This is a genomic window from Oligoflexus sp., assembly GCF_035638955.1.
Classification (GTDB): Bacteria; Bdellovibrionota_B; Oligoflexia; order Oligoflexales; family Oligoflexaceae; genus Oligoflexus.
This window is the reverse complement of record NZ_DASQYZ010000500.1, coordinates 29148-44173: the sequence shown is the minus strand read 5'-3', so window position 1 is coordinate 44173 and position 15026 is coordinate 29148. Positions and strand designations below refer to the sequence as shown.

Below are 15026 nucleotides of genomic sequence, written 5' to 3'. Positions count from 1 at the left end.
GCACAAATGCCGATGGTGGGATATCTGGAATCGAATTTGATAGCTTGGGTGAGGCATTAAAATGATTATTGTTATCAGCGATTTACATCTTCAGCACACGTCGGCCGACGTCTTCTCGTATCAAGGTGAAAATGGCGAGGCCAGAGAGTGTGGGGTGCATCGAAATATTGCGCCTGAGGCTCTTACTCTTTTGAAAGATGAAGTGGTCAACTACCAACGAAAGTTTCAGACCAAGGTGGTCAAGCTCGTGTTGAATGGTGACATCTTCGAAATTTTGCGCACGCCTGTGTGGCTGGAACAGAACCTCCGGCCCTATCATGAGGGTTTGCCACCAGCTCAGCTGCGGGATGTCGTCCTGAAAATTTTGGGTAAAATCGAAGAGGACAATCAGGAATTCCTGACAGCGCTTCGCCAGATGTTCGTCCAGAAGAGGGATGAGCGGGGTCAGCCGATTCAGGAATTTGCTGATATGAAATTGGAGATCGTTTATATACCTGGAAATCATGATCGTCTGGTCAATGCCTGGCCGGAAACCCGGCGGAAGGTGCGGGAGATCCTGGGTATACCGGTTCACGATGGTGTCTTTCCCCATGAGCTCGCTTACAAGCATCACGAGGCAGGCGCCCGCTACGGAGTTTTGATTCGACACGGGCATGAATACGATCGCTTCAATTACGTGGCACCCGTGGCGGGTGAAAATCCGAATGAACATTACATGCGCTCACCACTTGGTGATGTGCTGGCGCTGGAAGTCGGAGCGGCCCTTGCTTACAAGTTCCGCGAACGCTATCAGGATCTGATGAAAAAACCTCGGGAGGGTGAGGTCTATCGGAAGCTTTATCTGGCGCTTCTGGACTTCGATGATGTACGGCCGGATCATACCACGTTTGATTATTTGACCTTTGCCTTGAACAAGATCAAAGATGAGCACGGTAAGAATTTGGATGATGAAGTGGCTGAACTCATGCGACCTATCCTCCGCGATGCGTGTCGGGTGATCATGTCCAATAAGTTTTTCACACGCCCAGGAACACCGTGGTTAAGCCGATGTCTCACCATGGGTTGGATGGCAGCCGTAGTCCTCTGGTTTTTACAGCAGGCGCCTGCTTCAAAATTGGTTTGGCTGGTTAAGACCGCGCTTCGCTTGAAAGGCTTTGTGGAAACCGCTCAACCGGCGACTTATGCAGCCCAGGAAGAGTTGTTGAAAAAAGGTGAAGTGGATCTCGTCATAGCCGGGCATACCCATCATCACGATCAGGTGCCGATCGAATGCCCCGGTTCCCGTGCCGGATATTTTTTGGATACCGGAACCTGGCGGACACTCATTTTTGATGGACCTGGCAACGTGTTTGGACACTTGAAGAGTCTGACTTATGTGGCCGTTCATCAGAGTCATGATTTGAAAAGCTCGCGACGGTTTGATACCTGGACCGGCCACCTGGCTTCAGCCAGTTACGGAGCCTATGACCAGGAAACCCGACGCGAACCAGTCAAGCGCATCAGCAGGGTGGCTTAAAGAAACCGGGCCTGCATAGCTTCCCGATAAGGAAACATCGGGAAGTAAGGCCGGGCTTCAGTGAGCACGCGCTGAAACGAAGGGCGGGCGAGCAGGCGCTCAAAATACGCCGCCAGGTTTGGGTGCGTTGAGGAGAATGGCTCCACAATATTGGCAAAAAAGAGCGCGGGTGCGGCGGCGCAATCGGCGAGACTGAATGATTCACCGACGGCCCAGACTTTGTCACTCATCCGCTGCTCGATCATCCTATAGGCGGTTTTCAGGGTATCCCGGGCCTCGGCGACACCCAGGGGATCATGCCCATCCTCCGGGCGCAGGCGATCGATCACAATCTTTTGCATCGGGACCTGGACGTAAAGGTCAAAAAAACGATCCCAAAGGCGCGCATCCAGCCGAACGGCCTCATCTTTCGGTAAGAGCGGCCTCGACCCAGGATAGTGCTGTTCCAGGTACTCGATAATAATCGAGGTCTCGGGAATGGTCTGATTTCTAGACTCATCCCTCAAAACCGGAATTTTTCCAACCTGCCAGATGTTAAGATAACGCGCGCTGGCCTCATCATTCATGAGATCCACTATGCGGCTCTCAAAAGGCGTCCCATTTTCGTAAAGGGCGAGCAGCACCTTATGGCAAAAGGAAGCGAGTGGATGCAGGTAAAGGGCAAGGGACACGGATGACCTCCTGATGCTGGGTCGAGTGATTATTCCTTTTCAGCGATTTCTTTAAGAACGGCAAGTCCTGATTCAAAGCTTCCGCCCAACATGGAGTCGATACTGATGCAGAGATGCATGGCTCGGCTGATGAGGCCTATAATGCCTTCATGCTTGCCGTTCATAACCCAGGTCATTTTCGTGAGGCCAGCCTCGTCCTGAACGATAAATGAGGCGGCGTTATTTGCCGGCACAGGCCGCAGAAATTCAAGTTTGAAATCGATCTGTTGCCCCGGAATGACCGTGGTGGTGGTCATTTTTCCGGCGCCTGATTCCTGGCCATCCCAGGCATACGTTGAGCCCACCGTAGCAGCGGGGCCTTCAACCGTTGTCTTGGCCGCCGGATCCATTTGCGCAAAGGAATTCCATTCATTGTAGCGATTCAAATCGCTGACGATCGTCCAGACTTTTTCGCGCGGGGCCTTGATCAGGGTCGACCGTTCGATGGACCATTGCGTCGGTTGCAGAGACGCCGTGATGAGAAGAAGGACGATCAGGGTAACCAGACCAGCCAGAGCATACTTCAGTGCTTTTTTCATAAGGGGGCCTCCGTGGGTGTCGTCCAACTATGTTGACACAAATAGTCGTCTGATGAAGCCCTGGATCGACGCCCGCGTGAAAAATATTTTCTTTTGTTATTTCAGGTATTTGTTCAGGAGACCTGGCGTTGGGGCTGCGGGAAGTCCAACCCATGGGCTACGGGCACGCGGATATGAAGCGAAAAGAGACGGTAACCAGGCTTGGCCTCGCCCGGAAGGAGCCTGATTTCAATGGAGCCTCCCATGGACGTTAAACGATCGCGGACCGCATCCATACCGATGCCGCGTCCCGAGATGATGGAGGCCTCATCCTTGGTGCTGAGTTCAGGGATGAAGATGAGGGCGGCTGCAGCCTCGTCATCCTCCGCGTGGGGATTCAGACCAAGAGCCCGCGCTTTGTGGCGAAGTTTATCCAGGTGCAGACCCTGGCCATCGTCGTCGAAAATAAATTCATAGCATCCCTGATGTTCCAGGATCTGGACCTGAATACAGCCTGGCTCGGGTTTGCCGGCGTTACGCCTGACATCGGGACTCTCCAAACCATGATCCATCGCATTGCGAAGAAGATGGCCGAAACATTCACGCAGGGCATCGGCCTGATCCGGTGCCAGCGCTAAATCATGAGCATCCAGTTTGAGAGAAGGCGCTGTCTTACCCAGATCGCGAGCCAGGTAGGGCATCTGTTCCATTTCCGCGGCCAACAGTTCAGCCAGGCGAATCGTTTGGAATGGCTGCTGTGCGGTGTTTTCATGCGTCACGGCCAGACTGCGGAACCGCCGCTCAAACGTTCGACAGATATCATAATACCGTCGAGATAGGGCATGGGCCTGGGACAGAAGTTCCTGGCCCTGAGCTGGGTTTCTTTGATCCTGCAGCCAGCACGCTTCCGTATTGTGGATGGCTTCGCTCAAGGCTTTCAGATGCAGCGTCCGCGAATCGCCCTTCAAGGAATGGAGGCGGCGCAAAACAGCAGCATCATCGATTCGGGGTGCTTGAAGCAGGTCTTCCAGATCCGTAACGATCCGGGCTATACGGGAATTATGGGACGAGGATCCACCTTGAAGCAGATCACGGACAATCTCAATGTCCTTGTTCTGGCTGATCACCTGGCTGCGCAGCGCCCGATATTCGGTCACGTCACGGACAGCGACCAGCAACTTTCGAATGTTCCCGTGGATATCCACGATAGGATCCCAGTCGATTTCCAGAATTTTGTTTTGGCCCTGGCCATCCTTCCGCTGGATTTCACGGGGGAGCGCACTCATATTCAATTCAAAGGCCAGCCTCTCGCAGTCCATCATTGAAATGATGATGGAGCGGATGCGGCTGTGATCATCGTGACCCACGGTGGAGTCACGGAAGAGAAGGTCGACCGGATCATCCTTCGTACAGTCGAACGAACCCAGGATGGAATGCAGGAAGGGCGAATAGTCAGGATCCATGAGGCAGTGATGGGACGCGAGACGGATCGCGAAAATGCCCTGATTGATCGTATTCAAGATGGAGCGTAAATCGAGGGTGCGTTCCTCGACCTTGCGATCGAGGTCCTGAATATGATGTTCACGCTCATCGAGAAGGTGGGCCTGAATGCGGACCCTTTCCTGCTCAGTTGAGACAAGGTCGCTCTTGGTTTGGTTGAGTTCCAGCAAGGTTTCTTCTCGATTACGGTTGATCCAGGCAATCCTCTCACCAAGGGCCAAGGATAAAAGGCAGAGTTCCATGCAGTGCCCTATGCTTTGTCCCCACGAGATCAGGTTGATGTTGGTCGCGGTCACTCCCAACAGGGAGAAGATAGTTCCAATATTCAAAATGAGAAAGAACGACCAACCAAGTGTATAGTAGCGGGCAAAGGTGAATCTTTTGCTTAAGTAGAAGCCGATGCAAAGAACGGAAACCGAAGCGGATAGGCTGAAGATGGCCGTCTGATTGTTAAACCAAAGCTTCCATGTCAGAGTATTAAAAAGAGTAAGTATCCCGCATGCCATGAGCCCTAGAAGATATCGATAAAGCCTGGGAGCGTTCTGTTTGATGTCAAGAAAGACGATCGTGAAGGCAAGCGCGGTGAGATGAAGAATGTCCATATTAATCTTGGCGCCTTCTGTCAACCACCAGCTTCCCATGACGTCAGGCAACAGAATCGATTGCGTGAAGCCAAGAAAGTTGGACAGATAGATGCACAGCGTAAAGTTGTGGACGACATAGAAAAGATAAACTCTGGCCTTCAGACGTACAAAAATAAAAAGATTATACAAGAGGACGAAGCCACAGATTCCGATGATGGCCCCAAGAACCAGGTTTTCGTGTCGGGCAAACTCTTCAAAGGCATCCGGCCGCCAGACTTTGAGGGGAAATTGGATGGCGCCCAGGGATGCCTGTTCCATATAGAATGTGTGGGTGCCTGGAGTCAGCGTGACCCGAAACACAGGAAACCTGTGCTGAACGGAACGACTGTTATAGCGCAACCGATCGCCTTGTTCCTCGATCAAGGCGAGACGTTGATCCGGCCCTCGCTCGTAGAGGCGAATGTAATCTGTTGGTGGATAGTGATTGGCAAGAAAAACTTCCACCGGGCTCGTGTCTGTATTCGCGATTTGAAAACGGACCCAGTAGGAGACTGTGCCCTTGTCATCAAAGCCAAACGATGGCACATCACTTTTGGACCGTGCCCACTCCAGGTCCGAAGCCTGTAGCACATCTTGGGCATGGGCCGATGGGGAACGATAAACTTCGAGATACGGGCCCAGTAACTCGCTGGCTTTGGACTTATCGTAAGTGAGAATGGGGCTCGCACGCAGGGCTGACGTTAAGAACATGCTGATCCAAAAGCCGACCACAAAAAAATGGGCGGCTGCTGGACGACGGGACATGTTTAAGGGCAATCCAAGAATCGGATGACTCCCTCATCGACAAGGTCCTAAGAGCACAAAGAGGTTTCGGCTTTTGAGCTGAAAAAACAGAGAAAATAGTCTTACTTTGGGGTATGACTGAGCGTATCAAAGGGAGCCACCATCGAAACTTCGGACCTTGACTCACTGCCAAGGGTGGCATACCCTCGCTTCGCTGGAAACACTCTTTCGCCTATGGCTGAACGCCCACTCGGGAAATCTGAATGTCTCATGATAACAGTTGGATATCAGAAAGCGGACGTGTGATGCGGTCGAATTCTGGATCAGCTCGGAGCTTTCTCCGGGTGACCCGAGGTTGTGGTCTGTTTGTCGTGACGCTCGCCGTTTGCACGCTTGCCGGCTGGGGCCATCGACTCTTGCCTGGATATGTTGGGATGGCCGCTGATGCAGCCGCCTGCTTTATCCTCGTCGGAAGCGTGTTACTCTTGCTGAGCCAGAAAGATTATTCCTCGACACCAGGGAAGCGCAATTTTATTCGATGTTTATTGGGCCTGACTGGTTTGGTCGCCATTCTGAGTTTGCTGAATATTTTCGTGGGCCTGGAGTCGGGTTCAGGCTTCTTTTTACACATGTCGATTTCCACTTCCGTAACCTTGATCGTGGTTGCCCTCAGTCTCGATCGGTTGGATTGGGAACCGAAGGCCGGTCACAGGCCATCCCAGTATCTGGCCATGTTTGCGGTTATGTTTCCCCTTCAGGCTTTGCTTGGTCATATCAATCATGCGATTTATAGATCGAGTAGTTTGGCGCAAATTCCACAGATGTCGATACCGTCATCCATGGCTTGCCTGGCTCTGACTGTAGGCATTCTCTCCGCGCGACCCGATCATGGTTTCATGAGAATCGTGGCGAGTGATAGCCTCGCGGGCCAGATCATCCGTAGACTGTTCTTTCCCTTGATCGTCTGTATCCCTGTCCTGAGCCTTTTGATTGGTTCAGGCGTTGAGATCATGTTCAGCCCTGCCGTCGCCAGCTCGGCGTTTGTCATTATTTTTATTCTGCTGCTGACACTCGTAGCCTGGGTCACAGCGGAGACGGTGCATGGCGCCGAACGAAAGCTACTGGCCAACGAGGATCGACTCAGAAAAATTTTTGAAAAAGCTCCGATTGGAATGACGGAAGTTGATCCTGTCACGCATAGGTTCCGCGAGGTGAATGCGGCCTTTTGCAACATGATCGGATACTCAGAAAATGAGCTTTCCCGGATGACCATGGAGCAAGTCGGTCTGAGTCTTGCCGCGATGAAGACAGTCACACGGTCGGAACATGAGCTGGCCCGCAAAGATGGAACTTCGCTGTGGGCCTCCATCGGTGTCGCCACCCTCCGCAATCCCCAGGACGAACCTTCGGCGCATATCATCATCGCTCAGGACATCAGCGATCGCGTAGCTATGGAAAATGCGAATCAACAGAGTAATGAGCGCTTGAAACTAGCCCTCGCGGCATCCCAGATTGGGTTTTACGACTGGGATATTCAGCAAAATGCGATACTTCTGGACCCTCAGATGAGTCAGGACTGGGGACTCGCGCACCCTCTCAACACGTTGGAAGCTGCGCTGGACCTCATCCATCCCGATGATCGTCCTCATGTGCAGCAGGCGATCGATTCCAGCATTGCGACCGGTCAACCCTATATGGTTGAATATCGTGTGTTGCGGCCGATGGATGGACTATGGGTTTGGGTTGAAGTCCGTGGTGAGGTGCAGAAGGACCGTGACGGAAACCCCACACGTTTTCTGGGAACCTGTCTCAACATTTCGGTACGCAAACAGGCTGAACAGCGGCTCCAGGAAAGCGAAGCGCGGTTTCGACAGTTTGCTGATGCCATGCCGCAGATGGCCTTTGTTGCCAATGCTCAAGGCGATATCCTTTATTTCAACCGGCGACATTACGACTATTTTGGGATCGATCCTGTGGACTCGGAAGGTTCGCGATGGGAAAAGCAGAATCTGCACCATCCTGATGATATCCAGCGGACACTGAAACAGTGGGCGGCATCGATCTCCTCTGAAAAGCCCTATCAAATCGAGTATCGCCTGAGGCGCTCTGATGGCGAATATTGCTGGCATTTGGGTCGGGCGAATCCCCTACGAAACAGCCAAGGGGAAGTCATTCAATGGCTTGGTACCAACACCGATATCCATGAGCATAAGCTCGCGAGTCAGCAGCTTCAGGAGAATGAAGCGAAGTTCCGTACGATCACAGATGCGATGCCGCAAATGGTCTGGTCCACCTTAGCCGATGGTTATCACGATTATTATAATAAGCGCTGGTATGAGTTTACCGGGGTTCCTGAAGGGTCAACGGATGGTGCGGAATGGAATGGCATGTTTCATCCCGACGATCAGGATCGTGCATGGACCAGCTGGAAACATAGCCTTGCCACCGGTGAACCCTATGAAATCGAATATCGCTTGCGCCATCGTTCAGGGCACTACCGCTGGACCTTGGGTCGGGCTTTGCCTGTGCGGAACGAACGAGGCGACATCATCCGTTGGATGGGAACCTGCACCGATATTCATGATCAGAAAATGGCCAGCGATGTCCTGGCCGCCAGTGAAGCCAGAACGCAAGCCATTCTCAGTCAGCTCCCGGTCGGGGTGGTGATCGCCGATGGGAATGGACAGATTACGACGACCAACGAAGCGTTTCGAATGATTTGGGGCGGCGTGAAGCACGTGGGGATGGACCGCTATAAGGAATACGAAGGCTATTGGTTCGATTCAGGTCAACGCTTGGAAGCGCAGGATTGGGCTTTGGCTCGTGCGTTGTCCCAAAGTAAAATCATACTGAACGAGGTCGTTCGGCTCAAAACTTTTGACGGCCAGGAAAAGATTATCTTAAGCTCTGCCTGTCCCGTGCACACCGAGACTGGTGAACTCACTGGCGCCATCGCGGTGGTTCAGGACATCTCGGAACAAAAGCGATTCGAAGCCGAGCTGGGTCTGGCGAAAGACGAAGCGGAACGCGCCAACCGAGCGAAGTCCGACTTTCTTGCCAATATGAGTCACGAAATTCGATCACCCATGAATAGCGTCATCGGCTATGCGGATCTGCTTGCCGAGCCCGATCTGGATGAAGAGGAACGACTGGTTTATGCGTTGCGCATCAAAGCCAGCGGTTCACACCTTTTGCACATTATCGACGATATTCTCGATCTGTCAAAGGTTGAGTCAGGCCAGTTTCAGGTTGAATGCCGACGTTTCCCTGTGACTGATCTGATCTATGAGTGCATTCAGTCCATGTCGGTCCTCGCTGAAAAGAAAAAAATTGAACTCATGGTGGTCTGCGATACTCCGGTTCCTCAATTCATTGAATCGGACTCGATTCGGTTCCGGCAGATTCTCATGAATGTGGTTGGCAATGCGATCAAGTTCACCGAACATGGTCGTGTTCGGGTCGGTCTCCGTTTTCAAGAGACAAGCAAGCGCGGTCCGGCATCTTTCTGTGTGGATGTGGAAGATAGCGGCATTGGCATTGATTCCGCGCGACAGAGCGAACTGTTTCGACCGTTCACCCAGACCGATGCTTCCATCACGCGAAAATTCGGTGGCACGGGCCTTGGGCTGCACCTTTCACGGCGGCTGGCTGAGGCGTTGGGGGGGAGTCTCAAGCTTACGTGGAGTGTGGCTGGCCACGGGAGCTGCTTTACCTTTACTGTTCTGGTTGGTGATGCCGTTGATTCCGATTGTGTGACGTCTTTTGACAGAATCCCGACGATCCCCATGAGAATGGATCGCGTTGAACCATCTCTTGGCGGCCAGTTTAAAGTTTTGATCGTAGACGATAATCCTGACAATCAGGCTCTGCTGAAAGCCTATCTACGGAAGGTGGGTGTGCAGATGGAAATGGCGAATGATGGGCAGAAGGCCTTGGACCTGGCGCTGCAGAATAACTACGATATCATCCTGATGGATGTGATGATGCCCGTTATGGATGGCCTTGAAGCCACCCGGCAACTTAGGGCGAGGGGTTATTGCAAGCCTGTGATCGCCCTTACGGCCCATGCGATGAAAGAGGAAGTGGAAAAATCATTTGCGGCTGGTTGTGATGGACATATCTCGAAGCCGGTCGATATTAAGGAACTGCTGGCGACGATCCGACGCTTTGTTGATTTCTCGCAAAAGAGTGAACAGCAGATGCTACACTAACGCCGTCCACCCTTAGATCGACATGCTCTGGGGCAGTCCCAAAGTGATCGTGAACGTTGAACCCACGTTCTCCTGACTTTCGGTTAGTTCCAGGCCCCCACCCAAAGCTTCGGCAAGGCGCCGGGATAGGACGAGTCCCAGGCCCGTGCCACCAAACTTACGCGTGGTGGTGATATCCGCCTGCGAAAAAGGTTGAAACAAAATTTTCTGCTGCTCGGCAGAGATGCCCCGACCAGTATCTTTCACGACAAATTCCAGTTTGGACTGATCCTTGCGCACAATCTGCACATCCACGTGCCCACGATTGGTGAACTTGATCGCATTGCCAATGATATTGATCAAAATCTGCTTCAACCTGGTCGGATCCGTGGCAATAACGCGCGGAACATTCGTTTCAATCTGCAGATTGAGCTGAATATCCTTCTGTTGCGCCTGATGTTTCATCAGGAGTTCGACGTCGGCCATCAAATCCGGGATGGAGCAAGGAATCGTTTCGATCGTAAGCTTTTCGGCTTCCACTTTAGAGAGATCCAGGATGTCATCGATGATCTGGGTCAGGAGCTTGCCATTACGGAGAATCGTATTAACGAATTCGGCCCGGTCTTCGTCATCGGTATCTTCATCCAAAAGCAATTCTGAAAAGCCCATGATCACACCGAGTGGTGTGCGAATCTCATGACTCATATTGGCTAGAAAATAACTTTTGGCCTTATTGGCTGCTTCCGCGGCCTCGGACGACTTTTGATACTTATCCAGAAGCTCGCGCATTTCATACTGACGTTTACGGGATTTGAGAGCGTTTTTGACCACACTTACGAGGGTCATGAGCCGCACGGGACGTTCAATGAGTGTCACATTGCGAAGCATTTCCAAGGCCTGCATGATTTCAAAGCCAGCTTCGGTGAGGTCGCCGCCGCAGGTGATCACGATGATAGGGATTTCAGACCACTGGGCCTGAGCGTTTAAAGTGGTCTTCAACTCTTCCAGACCGTGGGGAAACAGCGCTTCCTCGGCGACCAGCACGGCCCCGACTCCCTCACGGATGGACTGGCAAAGATCCTGAATATTGGAACAAATAACAGCCTGAAGGCTTGACTCCTCAAGAACTTGTTGCGTAAGCATGGCATCAGGTTGCACCGCTGCCAGTACGAGGATTCGTAAGTCATTGGATTCAGGGTGTCGCACTTTGTTCTCTTAAGCTGGGTAATATCTCGGGAACCCCGGTCAGGACTCCGTGATATCCTGTCAATGGATCGCCCACTCGAAGTCCTTTTGATGACACTATATACTCGCGAATCGAATCTTCATGGGCACCATATCGCTTCTTGAGCACTGATACCGCTTTTCGCACAAAGCCGTTGGCTTCAAAGTAGCGCAATATGATCACTGTGTCCGCCAGATAACTGACATCCACCGGTGCCTGCATGGTGGTCCCTAAAAGTCCGTGCTGGGCCACCACCAGTATCGTGACCACGCCTTTCTGGTTCAAAAAACTCAAAAGTTCATGCATCTGAATGACTAGAAAACTCTCTTCGGGCATCGAGTTGAGATAGCCATTCAAGCTATCAATCACAACTACACTGACATTATCTTTTTGCACGGCCTCGCGCACGCGATGCACAAACTCGCCAGGAGAAAGTTCGGCAGGATCCACCTGTTGGACATTGACCAGACCAGAGTCCGCATGTTTACGAAGTTCGCAGCCCAGACTTTCGGCTCGGTCAAAGAGGGTCGCGACGCCTTCATCAAATGTGAATATCACGGATTTTTCGCCACGTAGAGCCGCAGCGTAAGCATATTGCGAAGCCAAAGCTGACTTTCCAGCCCCGGCTGGGCCCATGATCAGTGTGCTCGTACCCCGATTGAGGCCACCACCCAGAATCTGGTCCATTTCCTTGAGTCCGGTCGATGTACTTTCGCGTGTAACCGAAACGTGATTTTTAGGATGTTCGGCTGAAATAAGTCTTGGATAAACTTCAAGTCCACCTTTTTTAATGGTGAAATCATGATAGCCGCCGCGGAATTTTACGCCCCGCATTTTGATAACCCGCAGGCGTCGACGCTCAGCGCCATAAAGAGGGGAGAGCTGCTCAAGCATCACCACGCCGTGGGCCAGGCTTTGCAACTGCAGATCGCCATCAGGCGCTGTGCGGTCATCCAGCAGCAAAACCGTACAGGCACGGCCTATGAAAAATTGCTTCAACCCGAGGATCTGGCGTCGGTATTTCAAAGGATCCCGAGCCAGAAGGCGCATTTCTGAGAGCGAATCAAACACCACACGGACGGGTTTGACCCGCTCGACTTCCGCCAGGACGGATTTTGTTGTGCCACTGAGTTCGACCTCGGACGGATGAAAAAACGTATAGTAAGCACCTGGGGTTAACTTGTCCTCAGGAAAGGACAGTTCGTGTATCGCCAGATGATCCAGGTTCCAGTCGTGAGACTCGGCGACAGCCAGAAGTTCATCTTTTGTTTCTGATAATGTGACGTAGAGTCCCGACTCTCCTTGCTTCAATCCTTCTAGCAGAAACTGCAAAGCCATAGTCGTCTTGCCAGAGCCAGGGTCGCCTTCGACCAGATAGACACGAGTTTTGGGAAATCCCCCGCCAAGAATGTCGTCCAAGCCAGGTATTCCGGTTGCGGCTCTCTCCGGCTGTAAACTTGGACTAGCGCTTTTCGTATCACTGCTTCCCATAACTTGGTCCTTATTGTCGCAGATAAAATCAGGCCGTCTCTGGCCTTCCTATCTTGTTACAAAAATTGGACCAGTTGTCTTGCCCGCTTTTTGTACCAAGGAGCGGACCTTGTGCGATGAAAAGCTGTTTCCTGTGCACCTGTACACAAGTCATTAATTTATTTAGGAAAAAGTATAGCGCGAGAGTTTGAATTTGTTACAGTCGAGCGGCAGCAGGTCTGGCAAACAATGGAGGTTAATCATGTCGGCAATTCTTATTGTGGGTGGATATGGTGGCATCGGTGAAGCTTTAACGCGACGTTTAACGGAACAGAGTCGATCGGTGATCGTGGCAGGGCGGGATCTCAGCAAGGCCGAGACCCTTGCCGCACGTTACGATCAAAGGGCTATGGCCTGGGATGCGCGTGATGAGGAAGGGTGGCGGTCGGCTCTAGTGAAGATGGAACAGCAGTCCATCAAACTGGATGGCATCGTCAATCTATGCGGGAGTATTTTAATTAAATCCGTGACCAATATGACCCTGGATGAATTTCGCGCGGTCTTCGATGTGAATGTGACGACGGCATTCCTTACACTTAAATATGGAGCACCGCGCCTCGTGCAGGAAGGAGGCGGCAGTATCGTTCTCATGAGTAGCGTGGCCGCGCGGTACGGACTTGCCAATCATGAGGCCATTGCAGCCGCGAAAGCCGCGGTCGAGGGTCTGACTTTGGCAGCTGCAGCAAGTTATGCCCCACGTCAGGTGCGAGTGAATGCTGTGGCCCCGGCTCTGGTCGAAACTCCGTTAAGTCAAAAATTTGTCAGCTCCGATGAAGCGAAGAAAGCTTCAGCGCAGATGCATCCTTTAGGGAGAATTGGTCAGCCCGATGATATTGCGAGCATCCTCGCCATGCTGGTGGATCCTGCTAATAATTGGATGACAGGGCAGGTCATCGGTGTGGATGGTGGTATGAGCCGCGTGAAGCCGAAGCGATCCTGATTTCTTCATTTTCAGATACCAAAAAATCTGTAGTGCTCGGATTGTGCTTTCTTTCCTCAGAAATGCGAGCGATGAATATTCCCTTGCTAGAACAAGTGTTCGCTTGGAAAGCTTCTGCTGGCCCAGCGTACCTTGCTTATTTCTGTAAAGAGGGCGTCAACTATGAAATCGATTCATGTTCTTCCATTTGTGCTGACCCTCATGGCAGGCGATGCGCTTGCCTTTGAGTTCCGCGGCTACATGAGATCCGGTCTGGGATTCAGCGAAGGCGGTACCGACCAACAGTGCTTTCAAGTCCCGGGTGCACCCGAAAAATTTCGCCTTGGCAACGAGTGCGATACTTACATTGAGGCCTCGTTCGTTCAGGACATGGCGCCTCGTGCCAATGATCAAAGCCCTACCTGGCGTGGGCATTTAACTTTAGCTCTGGCATCGTCAGGTCATCGGGATTGGGAGTCCACCACGCCCGACAGCAAGACACTGCCTGATGGCTCGTTTGAGGTCTCTGCAGATTTTACTGCAGCGCTGCGGGAAGCCTTCGTGTCGGCAGGCGGCGTCGTCAGTCCTGAAAGCTCGCTGTGGATGGGTAAGCGTTTTTATCGACGCAAAGACATCCACATGCTGGATTTTTATTACTTTGATAATTCAGGACCAGGCTTTGGATTGGAAAATTATCAGGCGGGCCCAGGCTTTTTGCACCTGGCGCTGACGCACCATATTCCCACGGATGCTGGCCCCGCTCAGAAAAATTTTGACGTCCGCTATTCCGGGATTCCCGTTGGTGGCGGTTTTCTGGAGGTCGCGGGATTGTTTGCGCATGCCGGGAAAGCGGACTCTCAAACGGGTGAAGATTTGTATGAGTCCCTCACCGGCACGTCCTTGCATTTGTTTTTGGAAAACACGTTCACACCTGAGTTAAAAAACTTTCTGGTCTTTCAATATGGGCAAGGCCTTTACGGCGCCAGTGGAGCCTTGGGCGGCAGCATGATTGATCAACGCGGTGGATTCGGTAGCCAGAATATTGCGAAAGGCAACGACGACCTTTTAAGTCAAAGGAAAGGCTCCAAAACCTTTCGAGTGATCGAGATGCTGCGAGCTGAAAATGTAGCCGCGAACTTCTCATTTGACTCAGTTTTAATGTACCAAACGATTGACTTCAACGGTGAAAAGGGCGCAAATTCGGAAGCCATCCCCGATAAAAACGAACTGACGGTCGGCATCCGTCCTATCCTGGCCTTCAGCCCTCAATTCGCCCTTGTCTCGGAAGTTGGTTATCAGAAGGTTGAAAACGGAATCTTCGACACGACGGATAACAGTTATGAAACGTCGCAGCTGACCAAGTTTACGTTGGCGCCGACTGTCTCACCTTCGGTTGGTATCTGGGTACGACCCGCTCTTCGATTCTTTGTAACCTATGCGCAGTGGAATGATGCCTCCAAAGGGCGGGTTCTGCGCGGTGCGGGCCGGGGCGATGAAACAGCAGGATTGTCGGCTGGAACCCAGGTTGAAGCCTGGTGGTGAAAACCATCC

9 protein-coding genes are annotated in these 15026 nt (G+C 52.2%); 4 read left to right on the top strand and 5 right to left on the bottom strand.

Features of this window, described 5'->3' with window-relative positions; all coding sequences use genetic code 11:
* Positions 1-61: 61 nt before the first annotated feature.
* Positions 62-1516: a hypothetical protein gene (locus tag VE954_RS41320; RefSeq protein WP_324964270.1), complete on the top strand. Its 1455-nt coding sequence runs from the start codon at positions 62-64 to the stop codon at positions 1514-1516.
* On the opposite strand, the gene VE954_RS41315 is transcribed toward VE954_RS41320, so the two are convergent.
* The 3 genes from VE954_RS41315 to VE954_RS41305 form a co-directional block, all read right to left on the bottom strand.
* Entirely contained in the window at positions 1513-2187 is a 675-nt protein-coding gene (locus VE954_RS41315; RefSeq protein WP_324964268.1) for a glutathione S-transferase family protein, read from the bottom strand. The genes VE954_RS41320 and VE954_RS41315 overlap by 4 nt on opposite strands.
* 29 nt (positions 2188-2216) lie before the next feature.
* A complete protein-coding gene (locus VE954_RS41310; RefSeq protein ID WP_324964266.1) occupies positions 2217-2765 on the bottom strand; it encodes an SRPBCC family protein in 549 nt (182 codons plus the stop codon).
* Positions 2766-2878: 113 nt separating this feature from the next.
* The gene (locus VE954_RS41305) at positions 2879-5632 is read right to left on the bottom strand and encodes a 7TM diverse intracellular signaling domain-containing protein (RefSeq protein ID WP_324964264.1); all 2754 of its coding nucleotides are present in this window, start codon (positions 5630-5632) and stop codon (positions 2879-2881) included.
* Positions 5633-5874: 242 nt separating this feature from the next.
* On the opposite strand from VE954_RS41305, the gene VE954_RS41300 reads away from it, so the two are divergent.
* Complete coding sequence (locus tag VE954_RS41300; RefSeq protein WP_324964262.1) at positions 5875-9822, top strand: PAS domain S-box protein; 3948 nt, start codon at positions 5875-5877, stop codon at positions 9820-9822.
* Between the two features lie 12 nt (positions 9823-9834).
* On the opposite strand, the gene VE954_RS41295 is transcribed toward VE954_RS41300, so the two are convergent.
* Positions 9835-11007 carry a sensor histidine kinase gene (locus VE954_RS41295; protein ID WP_324964259.1) on the bottom strand — a complete coding sequence of 391 codons (1173 nt, stop codon included), beginning with the start codon at positions 11005-11007 and terminating at the stop codon, positions 9835-9837.
* Positions 10994-12517: an ATPase domain-containing protein gene (locus tag VE954_RS41290; RefSeq protein ID WP_324964257.1), complete on the bottom strand. Its 1524-nt coding sequence runs from the start codon at positions 12515-12517 to the stop codon at positions 10994-10996. The genes VE954_RS41295 and VE954_RS41290 overlap by 14 nt, the downstream gene beginning before the upstream one ends.
* Positions 12518-12758: 241 nt before the next feature.
* On the opposite strand from VE954_RS41290, the gene VE954_RS41285 reads away from it, so the two are divergent.
* Together VE954_RS41285 and VE954_RS41280 are read left to right on the top strand one after the other, a co-directional pair.
* Positions 12759-13496, top strand: a complete 738-nt coding sequence (locus VE954_RS41285) for an SDR family oxidoreductase (protein WP_324964255.1) — start codon at positions 12759-12761, stop codon at positions 13494-13496.
* A gap of 162 nt (positions 13497-13658) precedes the next feature.
* Positions 13659-15017, top strand: a complete 1359-nt coding sequence (locus VE954_RS41280; protein WP_324964253.1) for a carbohydrate porin — start codon at positions 13659-13661, stop codon at positions 15015-15017.
* The last annotated feature ends 9 nt before the right edge of the window (positions 15018-15026 follow it).

Excerpts from the sequence above, each read along its gene's own strand:
- VE954_RS41320 (WP_324964270.1), top strand. The coding sequence starts at position 62 with ATGATTATTGTTATCAGCGATTTACATCTTCAGCACACGTCGGCCGAC.
- VE954_RS41310 (WP_324964266.1), bottom strand. The coding sequence starts at position 2,765 with ATGAAAAAAGCACTGAAGTATGCTCTGGCTGGTCTGGTTACCCTGATC.
- VE954_RS41305 (WP_324964264.1), bottom strand. The coding sequence starts at position 5,632 with ATGTCCCGTCGTCCAGCAGCCGCCCATTTTTTTGTGGTCGGCTTTTGG.
- VE954_RS41300 (WP_324964262.1), top strand. The coding sequence starts at position 5,875 with ATGTCTCATGATAACAGTTGGATATCAGAAAGCGGACGTGTGATGCGG.
- VE954_RS41290 (WP_324964257.1), bottom strand. The coding sequence starts at position 12,517 with ATGGGAAGCAGTGATACGAAAAGCGCTAGTCCAAGTTTACAGCCGGAG.
- VE954_RS41285 (WP_324964255.1), top strand. The coding sequence starts at position 12,759 with ATGTCGGCAATTCTTATTGTGGGTGGATATGGTGGCATCGGTGAAGCT.
- VE954_RS41280 (WP_324964253.1), top strand. The coding sequence starts at position 13,659 with ATGAAATCGATTCATGTTCTTCCATTTGTGCTGACCCTCATGGCAGGC.